This window comes from Cnuibacter sp. UC19_7 (genome assembly GCF_042699995.1).
In the GTDB taxonomy this organism is placed as follows: domain Bacteria; phylum Actinomycetota; class Actinomycetes; order Actinomycetales; family Microbacteriaceae; genus Cnuibacter.
This window is the reverse complement of the sequence record NZ_CP170560.1, coordinates 1,559,972-1,576,317: the sequence shown is the minus strand read 5'-3', so window position 1 is coordinate 1,576,317 and position 16,346 is coordinate 1,559,972. Positions and strand designations below refer to the sequence as shown.

At 71.8% G+C, this 16,346-nt stretch carries 16 protein-coding genes; 7 read left to right on the top strand and 9 right to left on the bottom strand.

What is annotated here, in order from left to right; all coding sequences use genetic code 11:
• Nucleotides 1-69: 69 nt before the first annotated feature.
• Both ACFJGV_RS07365 and ACFJGV_RS07360 read left to right on the top strand, forming a co-directional pair.
• A complete protein-coding gene (locus tag ACFJGV_RS07365) occupies nt 70-615 on the top strand; it encodes a dihydrofolate reductase family protein (protein ID WP_378147980.1) in 546 nt (181 codons plus the stop codon).
• A gap of 31 nt (nt 616-646) precedes the next feature.
• Nucleotides 647-1,003: a VOC family protein gene (locus ACFJGV_RS07360; RefSeq protein WP_378147979.1), complete on the top strand. Its 357-nt coding sequence runs from the start codon at nt 647-649 to the stop codon at nt 1,001-1,003.
• Between the two features lie 46 nt (nt 1,004-1,049).
• On the opposite strand, the gene ACFJGV_RS07355 is transcribed toward ACFJGV_RS07360, so the two are convergent.
• Nucleotides 1,050-1,715 carry an SIMPL domain-containing protein gene (locus ACFJGV_RS07355; protein ID WP_378147978.1) on the bottom strand — a complete coding sequence of 222 codons (666 nt, stop codon included), beginning with the start codon at nt 1,713-1,715 and terminating at the stop codon, nt 1,050-1,052.
• Nucleotides 1,716-1,759: 44 nt separating this feature from the next.
• Between ACFJGV_RS07355 and ACFJGV_RS07350 the strand changes: the two genes are divergently transcribed.
• The gene (locus tag ACFJGV_RS07350) at nt 1,760-2,269 is read left to right on the top strand and encodes a tetratricopeptide repeat protein (RefSeq protein WP_378147977.1); all 510 of its coding nucleotides are present in this window, start codon (nt 1,760-1,762) and stop codon (nt 2,267-2,269) included.
• A gap of 159 nt (nt 2,270-2,428) precedes the next feature.
• Complete coding sequence (locus tag ACFJGV_RS07345) at nt 2,429-3,091, top strand: VOC family protein (protein ID WP_378147975.1); 663 nt, start codon at nt 2,429-2,431, stop codon at nt 3,089-3,091.
• A 7-nt stretch (nt 3,092-3,098) separates the two neighbouring features.
• On the opposite strand, the gene ACFJGV_RS07340 is transcribed toward ACFJGV_RS07345, so the two are convergent.
• On the bottom strand, nt 3,099-3,308 hold the full coding sequence (locus ACFJGV_RS07340; protein ID WP_378147974.1) for a hypothetical protein: 210 nt from the start codon (nt 3,306-3,308) through the stop codon (nt 3,099-3,101).
• Nucleotides 3,309-3,318: 10 nt separating this feature from the next.
• Nucleotides 3,319-4,017 carry a YitT family protein gene (locus ACFJGV_RS07335; RefSeq protein ID WP_378147972.1) on the bottom strand — a complete coding sequence of 233 codons (699 nt, stop codon included), beginning with the start codon at nt 4,015-4,017 and terminating at the stop codon, nt 3,319-3,321.
• 62 nt (nt 4,018-4,079) lie between these two features.
• On the opposite strand from ACFJGV_RS07335, the gene ACFJGV_RS07330 reads away from it, so the two are divergent.
• Nucleotides 4,080-5,549 (top strand): PLP-dependent aminotransferase family protein, encoded by a 1,470-nt coding sequence (locus tag ACFJGV_RS07330; protein ID WP_378147970.1) that lies wholly within the window; start codon nt 4,080-4,082, stop codon nt 5,547-5,549.
• 227 nt (nt 5,550-5,776) lie between these two features.
• Here ACFJGV_RS07330 and ACFJGV_RS07325 read toward each other — a convergent pair whose 3' ends face one another.
• The 5 genes from ACFJGV_RS07325 to ACFJGV_RS07305 form a co-directional block, all read right to left on the bottom strand.
• On the bottom strand, nt 5,777-6,139 hold the full coding sequence (locus ACFJGV_RS07325; RefSeq protein WP_378148660.1) for a hypothetical protein: 363 nt from the start codon (nt 6,137-6,139) through the stop codon (nt 5,777-5,779).
• Between the two features lie 336 nt (nt 6,140-6,475).
• Nucleotides 6,476-7,033 carry a Dps family protein gene (locus ACFJGV_RS07320; RefSeq protein ID WP_378147968.1) on the bottom strand — a complete coding sequence of 186 codons (558 nt, stop codon included), beginning with the start codon at nt 7,031-7,033 and terminating at the stop codon, nt 6,476-6,478.
• A 55-nt stretch (nt 7,034-7,088) separates the two neighbouring features.
• The gene (locus ACFJGV_RS07315) at nt 7,089-7,571 is read right to left on the bottom strand and encodes a pyridoxamine 5'-phosphate oxidase family protein (protein WP_378147967.1); all 483 of its coding nucleotides are present in this window, start codon (nt 7,569-7,571) and stop codon (nt 7,089-7,091) included.
• Between the two features lie 43 nt (nt 7,572-7,614).
• Entirely contained in the window at nt 7,615-8,694 is a 1,080-nt protein-coding gene (locus tag ACFJGV_RS07310; protein WP_378147966.1) for a serine/threonine-protein kinase, read from the bottom strand.
• A gap of 162 nt (nt 8,695-8,856) precedes the next feature.
• Nucleotides 8,857-10,038: an AI-2E family transporter gene (locus ACFJGV_RS07305; protein ID WP_378147965.1), complete on the bottom strand. Its 1,182-nt coding sequence runs from the start codon at nt 10,036-10,038 to the stop codon at nt 8,857-8,859.
• 64 nt (nt 10,039-10,102) lie between these two features.
• Here ACFJGV_RS07305 and ACFJGV_RS07300 point away from each other — a divergent pair, with 64 nt between their 5' ends.
• The gene (locus ACFJGV_RS07300; RefSeq protein ID WP_378147964.1) at nt 10,103-10,468 is read left to right on the top strand and encodes an ATP-dependent DNA ligase; all 366 of its coding nucleotides are present in this window, start codon (nt 10,103-10,105) and stop codon (nt 10,466-10,468) included.
• Between the two features lie 12 nt (nt 10,469-10,480).
• Here ACFJGV_RS07300 and ACFJGV_RS07295 read toward each other — a convergent pair whose 3' ends face one another.
• A complete protein-coding gene (locus tag ACFJGV_RS07295) occupies nt 10,481-12,658 on the bottom strand; it encodes a S8 family serine peptidase (RefSeq protein WP_378147963.1) in 2,178 nt (725 codons plus the stop codon).
• A gap of 236 nt (nt 12,659-12,894) precedes the next feature.
• Here ACFJGV_RS07295 and ACFJGV_RS07290 point away from each other — a divergent pair, with 236 nt between their 5' ends.
• Nucleotides 12,895-16,260 carry an efflux RND transporter permease subunit gene (locus ACFJGV_RS07290; RefSeq protein WP_378147961.1) on the top strand — a complete coding sequence of 1,122 codons (3,366 nt, stop codon included), beginning with the start codon at nt 12,895-12,897 and terminating at the stop codon, nt 16,258-16,260.
• The last annotated feature ends 86 nt before the right edge of the window (nt 16,261-16,346 follow it).

The window sequence follows — 16,346 nt, the reverse complement described above, 5'->3', positions numbered from 1 at the left end:
TCGGGGCTCTTCCCCTCCGGCCCATGATCCTCCACGATGGAGCCGGACCGCACCGGAAGGACTGCCATCATGCGCCTCGTCACTGCCCACCTGTTCTCCTCGATCGACGGTGTGGTGTCGGCCCCGAACGAGTTCCAGGGCGACGCCTTCGACGACGACCTCGGCGCGATGATGGGCGAGTCCATCGCGCGACAGGACACGATCGTCCTCGGCCGGGTGACCTACCAGGAGTGGTCGCAGTACTGGCCCACCGCTCCCCGCGACGGCGAGTTCGCGGAGTACGTCAACGGCACGCCGAAGCACGTGGCGTCCACGACGCTCGGGCCCGAGCTCGAGTGGGAGAACTCCTCCCTCATCGAGGGCGATCTGGTGGGATTCGTCGAGCAGCTCAAGCGACGCGACGGCGGTGACATCGCCGTGCAGGGCAGCATCAGCGTCGTCCGGCAGCTGCTCGTCGCGGGGGTGCTCGACCGGCTCACCCTCACCGTGCATCCGGTGTTCGCCGGGGCGGGGACGCGCCTCTTCGGCGGCGACGGCCCGCTCACCCGCGTGACGCTGCTCGAGAACCGCACCACCGCGAAGGGCAACGTCGTCTCCGTCTACGGTCCGCGCTAGCCTGGAGCGCACGTCGCCGAAGGAGGCCCGGATGCTCGAGGCAGTCGACCACATCGATCTCAAGGTCCCCGACCTCGAGGAGGCGATCGCCTGGTTCGCGGGCCTCGGGCTCGCCGAGGTGCGGCGGATCGCGGAGCGCGGCTCGGTCGAGCTCGCCCTGCCCGGCGAGGGGCAGGTGGTGTTCGAGCTGCGCGAGGATGCGACGCTCGACCGCATGGTGGTCGACCACATCGCCTTCCGGTCGCGGTCGCAGGCGGCGGATGCGGAGCGCATCACCGCGCTCACCGGAGCCCTGTTCGGCCGGACCGACACGTTCATCCCCGTCACGGGCAAGACGATCTCCGACTTCACCGACCCCTACGGTACGCGCTGGCAGCTCAGCGACTGAGTGAGTCCGCACGCGCCGTGGGCGGTGGTACGCGGCGCGGGGCGGGTCAGGAGGCGGCGAAGCGGGCGTGGACGCGGGCCGAGATCGTGATGTCCTCCGGCTTCAGGTCGAGCCCGCTCGACTCCTTCGCGGCGGCGCCGGCGCGAGCCATGGGCGCGGCGGACGCGGCCGATTGCGGCCGCGACTCGTCCCCGAGCATCCCGGGGTCGGCGATCGCGACCGGCCGCACGGCGGCGAGCCCGAGGCTCTGGGCGTAGGCGGAGGCGCGGGACACCGCATCCTGCACCGCCCGGTGCTGGGCGTCGGCGGTGAGCCGCGCCCTCGTCACCTCGGTGAGCGCCCAACGGATGCCCGTGATCGTGACGCCTTCGAGCGTCGCCGTCGATTCCACCCAGGCCGCGAGCCGGGAGAGGTCGGCGAACTTCACCTCCGACGCGACCGACGCGTGGTGCACGAGCGGGAGCTGCTTGCCGTCCTTGTTCCACGGACGATCGCTCCACACTCGCAGGCGGTCGGCCGACCACCACGTGACGGCGCCTTCGGTGCGCATCCGCTCGGCCTCGGAGGCGAGTCGCGCGTGCAGCTGGGCGGTGCGGGCGACGACCGGCTCGCGATCCGGCCCCTGGAAGCCCGCGCTCACGAGCACCGTGCCGCGCTCCGCGGGGTGGTGGTGATCGAAGTGGCCCTCGACGGTGATCGCGGTCTCGCTCATGCCCGCACCCTACCGTTCCTTCGTGCGCGCGAGAGGATGGTGCGATGAGCGATGAGCAGTGGGATGCGCGGATCGACGCCTTCTGGCACGACTTCGATGAGGGCGATCGCGACGGCATGCGCGAGACGATGCGGATGCTCATGGCCGAGCGACCCGACGGTGACGCGGAGGCGCTGTACGAGTGGGCGTCCGTGCACGACGCGCTCGGAGACGAACGGGAGGCCGTCGACCTCTACCGCGCCGCGCTCGACGCGGGACTGGCGGGGGAGCGGCGGCCGCAGGCGGTGATCCAGCTCGCGAGCTCGCTGCGGAACGTCGGCGATCCCGAGGCCGCGGTCGCGCTGCTGCGCGGCGAGCGCCCCACCCCGGTGACGGGCGACTCGGCCCAGGCCTTCCTCGCGCTCGCGCTCCGCGACGCGGGCCGCCCCGACGAGGCGCTCGCCGTCGCGCTCACCGCCCTGGCGCGCACGCTCCCGCTCTACCGTCGCTCCCTCGACCGCTACGCCGCCGAGCTGGTGCCCTCCGCCGACGGTTCGGGCCCCGCCGGAGCCTGAGCCTGAGCAGCACCCGCCCGATCCCGGGGCCGACTCCGGGGATTCGGGCCGATCCGAGCTGACTCCGGACTCCTGTCGGCGTGTCGCGTCGGATGTCCGGAGTCGGCACACGTGGACCTGTCCTGGCGAAGGGGGCGGGACGGGGGTAGGACGGTGCGCATGAGCGACTCGATCTCTCCGCGGGAGTTCCGCGCGGCGGACGGCACCGCCGACTGGCGCGTGGTCGGCGACGGTGCCCGCGCCTGGTTCGACACGGGTGACTTCGCGACCGGCGCCGCCCTCGTGGCGGCGATCGGTCGCGCGGCGGAGGAGCTCGGGCACCACCCGGACCTCGACCTGCGGTACTCGGGCCTCGCGGTGCGGCTCGTCAGCCACGACCTCGGCGACATCAGCCACCGCGACCTCGCGCTGGCCCGCCGCATCTCGGAGGCGGCGCGCGGGCTCGGTGTCCTGGCGGATCCGTCCCGGGTGCAGAGCATCCAGATCGCCATCGACGCGGTCGACGTCGTCGCGGTGCGCGCCTTCTGGCAGGCGGTGCTCGGCTACGAGCCCCGCGGGGAGGCGGATCTCGAGGACGCACGCGGCGTCGGCCCGAACCTGTGGATACAGCAGATCGAGGTGCTGCGGCCTGAGCGCAACACGATCCACATCGACGTCTACGTCGGGCGGGATCACGTCGAGGAGCGGATCGCGGCGGCCCTCGCCGCGGGTGGGCGGATCGTCAGCGACGCGGATGCCCCCGAGTGGTGGACTCTCGCCGATCCGGAGGGCAATGAGGTCGATCTCGCCGCCTGGCGCGACGACAGCGAATGGAGCGCCTGAGCGGGCTCTACGCCTCGGGGCCCGACTGGGTCACGCCGCGGTGCGAGGGGACGGCGGGGTAGTGGTCGGAGGCCACGTCCTCGTGCGGAGCGTCGGGGTCGCGGTCGTCCGCGTCGAGCGGGGCCGGGTCGTCGGTGAGGAGCCCGTCCGGATCCTTCGGGTCGTGCTCCCCGGTGATGCGCTCGTCGTAGGGGATGCCGTGCTGGTCGTCGCTCACGCCATCCACGCTACCCCGGCGCGCTCCCCGCGGCAGCTGTCCCCGCGACGGCCGCACCCCGAGGCACACGCCGCCCGCCGCGGCCGACCCGTCCGGCCCGCGCGCCGCGCCCGGTGCGCGCCGCGGCGACGCTCGGCGCGAGGAGCGGCAGCGTCACCGAGCACAGTGGCCCGATGAGTGCCGCGAACACCACCGTGCCCACGCCCACATCACCGCCGAGCAGCCATCCGACGAGCAGCACCGAGCCCTCGACGCCGGTGCGTCCGACCCAGATCGGCCACCCGAGACGCGAGTGGATGCCGGTCATCAGCCCGTCTCGCGGCCCCGGCCCCATGCGCGCGCCGATGTAGATGCCGCTCGCCACCGCGAGCAGCAGCAGCCCGGAGGCGAAGACCAGGATCTGCATCGGCAGCGACGTCTGCTCGGGCACGATCCACAGCCCGAGCTCGATCGCCGGGCCCACCCAGATCACGTTGACGAGGGTGCCGAGTCCCGGCCGCTGACGCAGCGGGATCCACAGCAGCAGCACGAGGAACCCGATGACGACGGTGAGGAGACCGATGCTCCAGCCGGTGACGTGCACCCATCCCTGCGCGAAGACCGTCCAGGGGTCGACGCCGAGGCCCGCTCGGATCATCAGCGCATCCGCGAACCCGTACAGGGTGAGGCCGGCGAGCAGCCGGAGGAAGCGGAGGGAGAAGCCGAGCATGGGAGCAATCCAATCGGTACATTGGCTACCGATCAAGAATCCAATCCGGGTATCGTGGCTGCATGTCTCCCACCCGGATCGGCACCCGCTCCCTACTCGGCCTGCTCGGCGACTGGCGTGGCGCCGCCCCCGGGCCGTCGTACCTGGCGCTCTTCGACCGCATCCGGTTGCTCATCCTCGACGGCAGGATCGCCGCCGACACGCGCCTGCCCGCCGAGCGAGACCTCGCCGCCACGCTGGGCGTCAGCCGCACGATGGTGTCGGCCGCCTACCGCGAGCTGCGCGAGGCGGGGTACACCGAGAGCCTCCGCGGGTCGGGCAGCGTCACCCGTCTCCCCGGGCGAGCGCCGATCGGCGGGCACGACACGACCGGTGACTACATCGACTTCACCAAGGCGACGCTGCCCGCGCATCCGGAGCTCTACCCCGCCACCCAGCGCGTGATGGACGACTACGCGCGTCAGCTCGGCGGATCGGGTCTCGACCCGTTCGGCCTGCCCGAGCTGCGCGAGGCGGTCGCCGCGCGCTACACGCAGCGTGGGCTGCCGACCTCGGTCGATCAGGTGATGATCACGATCGGCGCCCAGCACGCGATCTTCCTCCTCGCCCGCGTGCTGCTCGCGCGCGGCGACCGGGCCGTGGTCGAGCTGCCGAGCTATCCGCACGCCTATGAGGCGCTCCGGGCGGCGGGCGCGCGGCTCGTGCCCGTCACGGTCACCGCGAACGGCAGCGCCTCGGGAGACGATCGGCGACACGGCTGGGATGCCCAGGAGATCGAGCAGGCCTTCGGTCGCACCGGGCCCACGCTGGCGTACCTCATGCCCGACTTCCACAATCCGACGGGCGAGTCGATGCCCGAGGCGCTGCGGCCGCTCGTGCTGCGCGAGGCCACCCGCAACGGCGCTCTCGTCGTGATCGACGAGACGACGGCGGAGCTCGACATCGACCGGCCGCAGTCGTTCGTGCCCTTCCCCGCCTACGGCGACGACGTGTCGAGCGAGTCGGCGGTGCTCCTCGGGTCGGTGGGCAAGACCGTCTGGGCGGGGATGCGTGTGGGCTGGATCCGCGCGCAGCCCGGCCTCATCCGCAAGCTCGCGGCGGCGCGCTATGCGGGCGACCTCGGCACCCCGGTGCTGGAGCAGCTGATCGTCGCCGACCTGCTGCGCGACTTCGAGCCGGTGCTCGACGTGCGGCGCGAGCAGCTGCGCGAGGGCCGCGATGCGGTGCTCCGGATGCTCGGCTCCCACTTCCCCGAGTGGCGCCTGCCCCGCCTGCACGGCGGCCTCGCGGTGTGGGCGGGCCTGGGCGCGCCGGTCAGCTCGCAGCTCGCCCTCGCGGCCCGGGCGCAGGGCCTCCTCATCACCGCCGGCCCGCGCTTCGGGCTCGACGGGGCGCTGGAGCGCTTCATCCGCGTCCCGATCGGGCAGCCCACCGCTGAGCTGGAGCGCGGCATCGAGGCCCTCGCGGCCGCCTGGTCGGGCCTGTCGCGCTCGTCCCTCCCCCCGGTCGACGTCTTCGCCGACGTGGTCTGACGGCCGGGTGGCGGACGCGCCCCGACGCCCCAGGTTCTCGCGCCCTGTCTGACGTCTCGCGTGGTCATTGACCCCGCGAAACGCCAATGCGCCCGCGAAACCGCTCCTGTGGGCGGTTCTGCCATGTGTTTGGCGTTTCGCCATGCGCGTGCGTGTGGCGAAACGCCAGGAGAGTGTCGGAACGCGGGTGCGGCGCGCCGGGCGGGCGCCGGCATGGCCCGGGCGGGCTACGCCGGGCGGAGGACGCCCACGGGCTGCGTCCACCCCGAGCCGGCGCGGAGGCGCCCGGCGACCAAGCGCTCGAGCGACGTGCGCGGCACCACCGACGCCGGGTCGAGCACCTCGGCGAGAGGGCGGCGGAACACGAAGCGGGCGGCGGCCTCGGCGCCGTCCTCGCCCGAGGGGTGGTCGGGCAGCACGAGGTCGAACCGGCGGGCGAACGCCGCGATGTTGCTCGCGGGCAGCTCGATCTGCAGCACCGGGTCGAGCAGCCAGCTCGTGCAGCTGAACCGATCGGCGCCCGTGAAGGTGCGGATGCGCGCCAGCGACTCGTCGACGGCGCCGGGGTCGAGCGGCCCCTCCTGCGGGATGTGCAGGGCGTGCCCCCCACTCGCCGGCCCGGCGCTCGACCTGCAGTCGACCGATCTGCACGACGTCGCCGCGAAGGATCTCGATCATCCAGGGCAGCACGGACGCGGCGTCATCGGGCCGGTGCGGCCGGCGGAGGTCGTTCAGCGTCGCATCGACCACCGTAGGTGGGATGCCGAGGCCGAGCTGCCGCTCGCGCGCCTCGGGCTCGAGCTCGAGCAGCGCGGCGAGCGCGGCGTCGTTCGACGCCCCGCCGCTCGCGACGCGGGGGTCGGACTCGACGATCGGCTCCGGGTCGCGCAGGGCGTCGCGGAGCCGATCGAGGAGGGCGTCTGCGCTCAGCGCTTGCCGCCGCGCGAGCCGGAGGGCGTGCGGTTCTCGGCGCTGACCATCCAGGCCAGCTGCTCGAGGCGCTCGATGATGGCGTGCAGGATGTCGGCGCTCGTCGGGTCGGCGTCGTCGACGTCGTCGTGCACCTCGCGGATGCGGCCCACGGTGGCCTCGATCCGTTGAGTGATCAGGTCGACCGTGTCGGTGGTGAGGATCTCACCGTTCGGGTACTCGGGCAGGGTCGTGGTGGCCGCGACCGTGTCGCTGCGCCCGTCGGGCACGGCGTGCAGCGCGCGCAGGCGCTCGGCGACGGTATCGCTGAACTCGCGGGCGGCGTCGACGATCTCGTCGAGCTGCAGGTGGAGGTCGCGGAAGTTCTTGCCGACGACGTTCCAGTGGGCCTGCTTGCCCTGGATGTGCAGCTCGATCAGGTCGACCAGCACGGCCTGGAGGTCGTCGGTGAGGGACTTGGGGGCCACGAAGCCGTGCTCGGCGTTCTGGCGGCGGGTGTTGCGGGCGCCGCCGTCGGCGGGGACCTCGACGTGTCGTTCGATGGTGTCGGTCATCGGATGTCCTTTCCGTAGGGGGAGTGGGAACAGGGAGCGGTGGTGAGCGGGGGGCTCAGAGGTCGACCTGGTCGTTGCGGCCGACGTCGGGCTGCCCGCCGCTCACCGCGGCACGCGCGTACTTCAGCATGCGGACGGGGGCGGGGGAGTCGACGGCCCAGAACTCGGCCGACTCGGCGTGGACCTTGAGCAGCGCCACCGACGGGTCGTCGCGGCCACCGGGGAACCATGCCTCGGCGGCGGTCGACCAGAGCTCGTCGATCTTCGCGGCGTCGCGCGAGACGGATGCGGTGCCCGCGATCGACAGGAACCCCTTGCCGGACTCGATGGCCACGTTGACCGACGGGTCGGCACGGACCTCCTCGGTCTTCTCGCTCGGGTCTTGAGTGAAGAACCAGAGGTCGCCCGTGAAGGTGTCGTCCTGAACCGCGAGAGGGCGAGCGTGCAGATCGCCGTCGGCGGTACGGCTGGTCACGAATGCGACCCGTGCCGCCTTGACGATCGCCGCGATGGTCTCGATGTCGTCCTGATCGCTCATGACCCCGAACGTACGCCGGGCCGCCGACACCCGCAGCGGTTTGTCAGCCGCCTATCACCGAGCCGGCCGACAGCACGCCGATCAACCACGACAGGGCGCACAGGGCGGCCACGCCGACCGCGACGGAGCCCACCACCAGAGCGCGGGTCTGACGCTGTCGGGTGGCTTTAGCGCGGAATCGCCTCTGTCGGGCCCGCGCCTCCCGGCGCGACGCCGGCGGCTCGGAGAGCTCGAGCAGCTCGGCGGTGGTGAGCTCGCTGTCGCCGATCGTGGTCGTCTCGGCCTGGAGGGTCCGCAGCACCCTGGTCACGGCCTCGGCCGAGGGTCGAGTCGACGGGTCGCGCGAGGTCATCGCGGTGAGGATCTCCTGCCACTCGGGCGGCAGGTCGACCGGCACGTCCGCATCCTTGAAGATGCGCGCCGTCGCCGACTCGATGAGCGTGCCCGGGAACGCCCGCTCCCCGGTCATCGCCTCGAGCAGCACGAGGCCGAGGGAGTAGACGTCGCTCGCCGTCGTGAGCGCCTCGCCCTTGGCCTGCTCGGGGCTGAGGTAGCTCGCCGTGCCGATCACCGCACCCTCGACCGTGAAGCGGCTGCCGTCGACGAACTGGGCGATGCCGAAGTCGGTGAGCTTCGCGACGAAGGGCAGATCGCGTCCGGCGTTGTCGGTGAGCAGGATGTTCGCGGGCTTCACGTCGCGGTGGACGATCGAGCGCGAGTGCACGTAGGCGAGGCCGTCGGCGATCTGCGCGCCGATGACCGCGGTCTCGAACCCCGACAGCGGCCCGCTCTTCAGCAGGTCGCGCAGCGTGTGGTCGCTGGCGAGCTCCATGACGACGAAGCGCCGGGCCTCGCCGCCGTCGAAGGAGTGCGCGCCGGCGTCGTACACGCTGACGAGGCTCGGATGCGCGAGCTGGGCCAGCAGGTGGATCTCGCGCTCCTGGTCGATCCGCTCGGCGGCGGTGCTGCCCTCGGAGCTGAACACCTTGACCGCGACCTCTCGCCCGAGCACGGCGTCGCTGGCCTGGTAGACGGAGGCCATGCCTCCGGTGCCGAGGGTCGTGTGCAGCAGATAGCGCTCGGACACGGTGTGCCCGTGGGCGTGCTGCGAGACGTTGGGCACGGAGTGCTCCTGGCATCGGTCGCTGATCGGGTTCGGGTCGATCGTCGAGGTGGACAGCAACGCGCTGGGACGACGGCGTGAACCGTGGCCTCCATGGTAGCCCGACCGATGTGTTTCGGCTCTCATCTCAGCGGCATGGCTTGACGCCGATCTCGGTCCGCGCTACGGCAGCGAGCGGGTCGAGTCGGCGGGCCAGGTCTTCGCATCCTGGTGCGGCCAGACCACCTTCTGGATGATGATGATCGCCGACGCCGCGACGGGGATGGCGACGAGCGCTCCCAGCACCGATCCGAGGGCGCCGCCGGCCACTGCGGCGATCACGACGATCGACCCCGGCACCTTCACCGCCCGGTTCATGATGCGGGGGCTGAGCAGGTACGCCTCGACCTGCATGTAGATGACGTAGTAGATGGCGGCGGCCAGGGCGGTCGTGGGCGAGGCCAGGAGACACACCAGGGTGATGATGACCGCGCCGGAGAGCGTGCCGACGAGCGGGATGAGCGACCCGAGGAAGGCGATGAACGCGAACAGCACGGGCAGCGGCGCCTGGATGATCGACAGGAAGATGAAGCTGAGGATGCCGTTGATCGCCGCGAGCGTCACCTGGCCGACGACGTACCGTCCGACGGCACCCGTGACGTCCTCGGTGAGCGACGCGAACCGCTTGCGCTTGTTGGCCGGCACGAAGCGGTAGGCCACACGCTTCATGCTCCGCAGCGACGCGAGGAAGTAGAGGGTGAGGATCAGCACGATGACCGACCCGGTCAGCCCGCTGGCGATGCCCGATCCCACCGCGAGCAGACCGCCGCCGAGCGCCAGCAGGTTGTTCGGGTCCTGGATGAAGCTGGTCGCCCCCTGCACGGCCTGGTCGACGTCGACGGCGCCGCCCAGCTGGGACTCGATGCCCTTGACGAAGTCGCTGTTGCCGAAGTCGGTGACGATGTCGGGGAAGTGTGTGATGAAGTTCCCCGTCTGCTGGACGATCAGCGGGATCACAGTGAACAGCAGGCCCGCGAACACGCCGATGACCGCAGCGAAGACGATGGCGATCGCGAGGCCTCGCGGCATCTTGCGCTCGAGCCACGACACCAGGGGATCGAGACCGAGCGCGATGAACAGCGCGAGCCCGACGTAGACGAGGACCGTGCTCAGCTGGGTGACGGCGGCGCCGATGAGCAGCGACAGGAGGACGCCGAGACCCCCGACGAGGCCGATGCGGAACGCATTGACCCGCAGTGGCGGGAAGGTCGGCTCGCCGGCGACCTTGATGTCGGAGCCTTCGATGGTCGACAGGGCACCCTGTGTCGGTGACGGGTCCGTGCCCCTGGTTCGTCTGCCGAACATCCGGCACCTCCGCTTCCTCTGCGGTCACCCTACTGCGATGGCCGCTCAGCCCTATGATCGGCGTATGGGAAAGCTGATCTACGGGAGCTCGGGGATCGAGATCGAGTTCGACGATCGCACCCTCACGCACCTCCAGATCGTCATCGCCGCCAAGCTGCGGCGCCGGGAGAGCTTCTTCTTCTCCTGGAAGGACGACCCGGCCGTCGGTGACGGGCGCTCGAGCATCTGGCTCGACGCGTCCATCCCCCTGTACTTCAAGTACGCGGGCGGGCGGGTGCCGGCGATCAACCGCGACTGGCTCGAGGTGCTCACGGCGTCGAGCAACGGCAGCGGGGGGCTTCAGTTCAGCGAGGAGCCGCGAGGCCCGGTGACGCCCGCGACCCACGGCACCGGCAACGGCCTGACCACGACTCCCGCCACCGTCCGCTGAGCCCAGCGAAGGTCAGCGCCTCCGCACGGAGACGCGCCGGCGCACCGTGAGCGCCGCCCCGGCGCCGACGGCGAGCGCCGCCACGAGCGCCCAGGGCAGCTCCGGCGCGGCTCCGGTATCGGCCAGACGCGCGCTGCCGGCCGCCGCGGGCGCCGGAGCGGGCGCCGGCCCGGGAGGCGCGGGGGTCGGAGCGACCAGCGCGGCGAGCAGCTCGTGCGGATCGACGATACCGGCTCCGATCCACGCCGGGGTGGTCGGTCCGGCGTAGGCCTCGTTCGCCGACACGTCGTCGGCGGTGAGGATCATCTGCCTCCGGATGTCGTCGGCAGTCGCCTGGGGCGCCGCCGCCTGGGCGAGAGCGGCGACGGCCGCGACCGAGGGTGCCGCCGCCGAGGTCCCGTAGAAGCGCCACACGTCGGGCTGATCGGTGCTGTTCTGGCCGAAGAACGTCGTCTGCTCGCCGTCGACGCCCGTGATCTGCGGCTTGAAGAGGCTGATCGGGGAGGAGTAGCGGGGCGACGGCGTCCTGTCGGCGTGCACGGGCTCGAAGAGGTAGGTCGACGGACCGGACGAGGAGAAGTCCTCGAGCTGCGAGGTGTCGAGCACCGAGGCGGCGGCGACCGCGATGGTCGCGGGATCGCCGGCGTGCGCCCACACCGTCGGGCCCACGATGACGTCGGGTGACGTGGTGTCCTGCAGGGAGCTGAGCGTGAACCTGCTCGTCTTCCACTTGACCCGCAGCTCGGCGTCCGGGGTCGCGGTGGCGGGATCGTCCCTCTCGCGGACCAGGACGAGGTCGTAGTCCGCGCTGCCGCGCGTGGGCACGCTGACGGTGACCGACGCGGTGTCGCGGTCGGGCCGCACCGGCGGGCTGACCAGTGCGCCCGTGGCGTGGTCGAGGAGCAGCGGGACGATGCTGGTCGAGACCCCGTACATGGGCTCGGACCACTGCGCCATCAGCGTGCCGCCCGTGGGCCCCGTCGCCGCGGTGAGGGCGAGCGTGGCGCGGGGCTGGTCGGTGCCGCCCGACATGTCGGCGCAGTCGACGGTGCCCGTCGGGGCCGCCTGGCTCACGATGTCGAGCACCGCGGCGGGGCAGGCCATCGGATGGAACGAGGTCGTCTCCCAGGATCCGATCGACTGACCCGGGCGGTCGCCGAGCATCCCGATCGAGGTCGCGTTGCCCGCGGAGCTCAGGAGCGTCACCCCGTCGTCGTTCGCCTCCGCGATCGCCGAGGCGACGAGTCCGCGCTGCCAGAGGGTCTCGGTGGGGAACCACACGTCGTCGACGATCACGGTCGCCCCGGCCTCGTGGAGCATCCGGACCGAATCGGCCAGCGTGCTCTGCCCGGGGCCGGCGGCGGCGAACATCAGGGTCGCGCCGGGTGCGGCCGAGTGGATGATCTGCGCCATCGCACGGCCCTCGTCGCTGCCCTGCCCCGGCGTGCTGTCGACGAGCACCTGCACGGGCGTCTCGTAGCCGCAGGGGTTCCCCGGACCCGGGAGCGCGCCGGCGGCGACGTCCTGCTCCGGAGAGGTGAGGGTGCCCGGGGCGGTCCCGAACGAGTCGGAGAGGATGCCGACGACGACTCCCGTGCCGTCGACGCCGAACCGCTCACGGACGCCGTCGGTGCCGAGCGCGCTGTCGACGTCGGAGGGGATGCTGCGGCAGGAGTCGGCGGGCACGGCTTCCGCTGCCGCGCCGCCGAGCGCCGTCGAGCCCGGCGTCGGCGAGCCCACCGCCGGCGCATCCGAGACGATCGGGCTCAACGCGGGCGACACCTCGACCACGCCCGGGATGCCGGCAAGGTCGTCGAAGCGGCTCGGCGCGACCGAGACGAACACCTCCGGCGCACTCCGCGCCGTCCTGACCACCTGGCCGGCACCCGACACCGCGGAGAGACCCGCCTGCAGCGCCGCGTCGTCGGCGAACTCGACGCCGACCAGCACGCGGTCGGCGTCGTCGACGACCAGGGCGGAGTCACCCTCGGTCGAGAGGCCGGACGCGGACTCCGCCTCGGCGGAGTCGGGTGCCGCCCCCGACTCGGCGAGCTCGGTCAGCGCCGGGTTGACGATGGGCGCGTCGTCGCCCGCAGCCGGATCCGCGTGGGCGGCACCACCGACGAGGACGACGGCGAGGGCCGCGAGGCCGAGGCTCACGGCGAGCGGACGGTGGCGGATCGAGGGCACGGCTTCTCCTTCGGCGCAGGGCACTCGCCCGACGACGTCGGAATCCTCTCGGACGCCGGCGACACCCGGGGCGAAGAGGAGCAGAACCACCTACGGCGACCGCCCGGATGCCCGCTGTCGGGCCATCGGACCGCGGTCGTTCGGGAGACGTACGGGTTGGCGTCGCAGGCGGATGGGATGCTTGACCTCGGGGACCGCTGTGCGCGGGCCACGAGGACACCGAGAGAGGATCCTGGATGAGCTTCCTGGCCGTGCTGAGCATGAGGAACCGCGCGCTCATCGCCCTCATCACCATCGTCGTCGCCGTGTTCGGCGGGGTGGCCCTCACGAGCCTGAAGCAGGAGCTCATCCCCTCGATCGAGTTCCCTCGGATCACGGTGGTGACCTCCTATCCCGGCGCGAGCCCCGAGGTGGTCAACGACGAGGTGTCGACGCCCATCGAGGCGGCCGTGCAGGGCATCGAGGGCATCGAGTCGACGTCGGCGACGTCGAGCACCAACCAGTCGGTCGTCAACGCGTCGTTCACCTACGGCACCGATCTCGCCAGCGCCGAGCAGAAGGTCACGCAGGCGATCTCCCGCATCTCCGGGAGCCTGCCCGCCGACCTCGACCCGCAGGTGGTCAGCGGCAGCATCGCCGACCTGCCGGTGATCGCGATCGCCGTCACCTCGGGGGCGGATGCGGATGCCGACGCCCAGAAGCAGCTCGCGGCGCAGCTCGACACGATCGCGGTGCCGGCGCTCGAGAAGGCCGACGGCGTGCGCGCGGCCGACGTCTTCGGCGCGATCGGCCAGCGGGTCACCATCACCCCGAACCAGGCCGCTCTCGCTCAGAACGGTCTGTCGACCCGCGACATCACGAATGCCGTCACCTCCAACGGGCGGCTCATCCCGAGCGGCAGCATCACCCAGGACGGCCAGACGTACAGCGTGCAGGCGGGATCGAAGCTGGCCTCGACCGACGACATCGCGGCCCTCCCGCTTCCGGCAGTCGGGCCAGGCGGCCCGGTGACGATCGGGTCGGTCGCCTCGGTCGCTCTCACCGACGACCCCCAGACCTCGATCTCCCGGGTGAACGGGCAGCCTGCGCTCACGCTCTCGGTCACGAAGCTGCCGGCCGCCAACACGGTGGAGGTCTCGCACGCGGTCCGCGACGTCATCCCGACGCTCGAGACCGACATCCCCGGAACCACCTTCACGGTCGTGTTCGACCAGGCGCCCTTCATCGAGCAGTCGATCGAGTCGCTGACGACCGAGGGCCTTCTCGGGCTCGGGTTCGCCGTGATCGTGATCTTCGTCTTCCTGCTCTCGATCCGGTCGACGCTCGTGGCGGCCATCTCGATCCCCACGTCGGTGCTCATCACCTTCATCGGGCTGCAGACCGCCGGCTACACGCTCAACATCCTCACGCTCGGCGCTCTGACGATCGCCATCGGCCGTGTGGTCGACGACTCGATCGTCGTCATCGAGAACATCAAACGACATCTGACCAGTCCGAGCGCCCAGGGTCTCGCGCCCGCGGCGGCGGGCCGGATGCGCGCCAAGCTCATCGTCGACGCGGTGCGCGAGGTGGCCGGCGCCATCACCGCCTCCACCATCACGACGGTCGCGGTCTTCCTCCCCATCTCGTTCGTGGAGGGCGCGACGGGCGAGCTGTTCCGGCCCTTCGCCCTCACGGTGACGATCGCCCTGCTCGCGTCGCTGCTGGTCGCGCTGACCATCGTGCCGGTGCTGGCCTACTGGATCGTGCGCCCGCCGAAGCCCACGCCGGAGCGGACATCGGCCGTGGCGACGCAGGCGAGCCCCACGCACGCCGACGCGGCCCAGGTGACCCCCGACGGCGAGCCGGCCGTCCATCACGGCGATCATGCCGGCGCCGCCCCGCACGACGCGCCCGACGCCGCGTCGCCCACGGCGGTCCCGGAGGGCCACGGCACGCACGCCCTGCCCGCCACGACGGACGCGACCACGGGTGCCACGGCCGTCCTCACCCGCCGGCGTGCGCACCGCGACGAGCCGGAGGTGGCCGACGAGCCGCAGACCGCACTGCAGCGCCGCTACCTGCCGATCCTCGGCTGGACGCTCCGCCATTCGGTCATCACCCTGATCGCCGCGATCGTGGTCTTCCTGGGCACCATCCCGCTGGGCCTCTTCCTGCAGACCAACTTCCTCGGCTCGAGCGGACAGAACACGTTCACCGTCACCCAGTCCGTTCCGGTCGGGTCGAGTCTGCAGTCGCAGTCCGACATCGCCTCGGCGAGCGAGGGCCTGCTGCAGGGCATCGACGGCATCGACACCGTGCAGACCACCATCGGATCGAGCGGCTCCCTGCTGCGCGACGCCTTCGCAGGCGGAGGCGGCGGGTCGATCACCTACAACGTGACGACGGCCGAGGGCGTCGACCAGGAGGCCATCCAGGCGGATGCGCGCACCGCCCTGGAGAGCCAGCCCGACCCGGGAGACATCAGCGTCTCGGCGTCGCAGGGCTTCGGCGGCTCGAACGACATCTCGGTCGACATCACCGCGACGAGCCAGAGCGACCTGCAGACCGCATCCGACTCGGTTCTGTCGGCGGTGCAGGGCCTCGACGGCGTCGCGGAGGCGTCGTCGAGCCTCAGCGCCTCGCTGCCCTTCGTGCAGGTCGCCGTCGATCGGCAGAAGGCCGCGGAGGCGGGGCTGTCGGAGGTCGCGGTCGGCACGATCGTGTCGCAGACCCTGCAGCCGACGAGCGTCGGCTCCATCACGATCGACGATGCGCAGTACACGATCTACCTGCAGTCGGCCGAGCCGCCGCAGACCACCGACGAGCTGAAGAGCCTGTCGATCCCGACGGCGACCGGCATCGTGCCGCTGTCGTCGCTGGCCACCGTGGACATCGCCGAGGGGCCGACCTCGATCACCACCGAGCGCGGGGTGCGCACCGCCTCTGTCAGCGTCACCCCGAAGGGCGACGACCTCGGGTCGGCGAGCCGTGAGGTGCAGACCGCGATCGACGGCGTCTCGCTGCCCGCGGGCGCCTCGGCCACGCTGGGCGGCGCCACCTCCGATCAGGCGGAGGCGTTCGGTCAGCTGTTCCTCGCCCTGCTGGTCGCGATCCTCATCGTGTACGTGGTGATGGTGGCGACGTTCAAGAGCCTCATCCAGCCGCTGCTGCTGCTGTCTTCGGTGCCGTTCGCCGCCACCGGCGCCATCCTGCTGCAGCTGATCACGGGCATCCCGCTCGGTGTGCCCTCGATCATCGGACTGCTGATGCTCGTGGGCATCGTGGTGACGAACGCCATCGTGCTCGTCGACCTGGTCAACCAGTACCGCACCCGGGGGCTGAGCGTGCGCGAGGCCCTCGTCGAGGGCGCCTCGCGCAGGCTCCGGCCCATCCTCATGACGGCGCTCGCGACCATCTTCGCGCTGCTGCCGATGGCGATCGGGCTCACCGGCGGAGGCGGGTTCATCTCGCAGCCGCTCGCGCTGGTCGTCATCGGGGGTCTGGTGTCGTCGACGGTGCTCACCCTCATCGTGCTCCCCGTGCTCTACAACCTCTATGAGGGCGGCCGTGAGCGCCGCGCCCAGCGCCGCGAGGAGCGCGCCGCCGCCCGCCTCTCCTGAGCACTGCCCTCCCTGCCCGCTCGCCTTTCGTCGAGTGCTCACTGCCGGCGTCATCCCGCGATGGATGCGATCGGAAGTGAGCACTC

Coding starts and splice junctions, on each gene's coding strand:
- ACFJGV_RS07365 (WP_378147980.1), top strand. CDS start 70: ATGCGCCTCGTCACTGCCCACCTGTTCTCCTCGATCGACGGTGTGGTG.
- ACFJGV_RS07360 (WP_378147979.1), top strand. CDS start 647: ATGCTCGAGGCAGTCGACCACATCGATCTCAAGGTCCCCGACCTCGAG.
- ACFJGV_RS07355 (WP_378147978.1), bottom strand. CDS start 1,715: ATGAGCGAGACCGCGATCACCGTCGAGGGCCACTTCGATCACCACCAC.
- ACFJGV_RS07350 (WP_378147977.1), top strand. CDS start 1,760: ATGAGCGATGAGCAGTGGGATGCGCGGATCGACGCCTTCTGGCACGAC.
- ACFJGV_RS07345 (WP_378147975.1), top strand. CDS start 2,429: ATGAGCGACTCGATCTCTCCGCGGGAGTTCCGCGCGGCGGACGGCACC.
- ACFJGV_RS07335 (WP_378147972.1), bottom strand. CDS start 4,017: ATGCTCGGCTTCTCCCTCCGCTTCCTCCGGCTGCTCGCCGGCCTCACC.
- ACFJGV_RS07330 (WP_378147970.1), top strand. CDS start 4,080: ATGTCTCCCACCCGGATCGGCACCCGCTCCCTACTCGGCCTGCTCGGC.
- ACFJGV_RS07320 (WP_378147968.1), bottom strand. CDS start 7,033: ATGACCGACACCATCGAACGACACGTCGAGGTCCCCGCCGACGGCGGC.
- ACFJGV_RS07315 (WP_378147967.1), bottom strand. CDS start 7,571: ATGAGCGATCAGGACGACATCGAGACCATCGCGGCGATCGTCAAGGCG.
- ACFJGV_RS07305 (WP_378147965.1), bottom strand. CDS start 10,038: ATGTTCGGCAGACGAACCAGGGGCACGGACCCGTCACCGACACAGGGT.
- ACFJGV_RS07300 (WP_378147964.1), top strand. CDS start 10,103: ATGGGAAAGCTGATCTACGGGAGCTCGGGGATCGAGATCGAGTTCGAC.
- ACFJGV_RS07290 (WP_378147961.1), top strand. CDS start 12,895: ATGAGCTTCCTGGCCGTGCTGAGCATGAGGAACCGCGCGCTCATCGCC.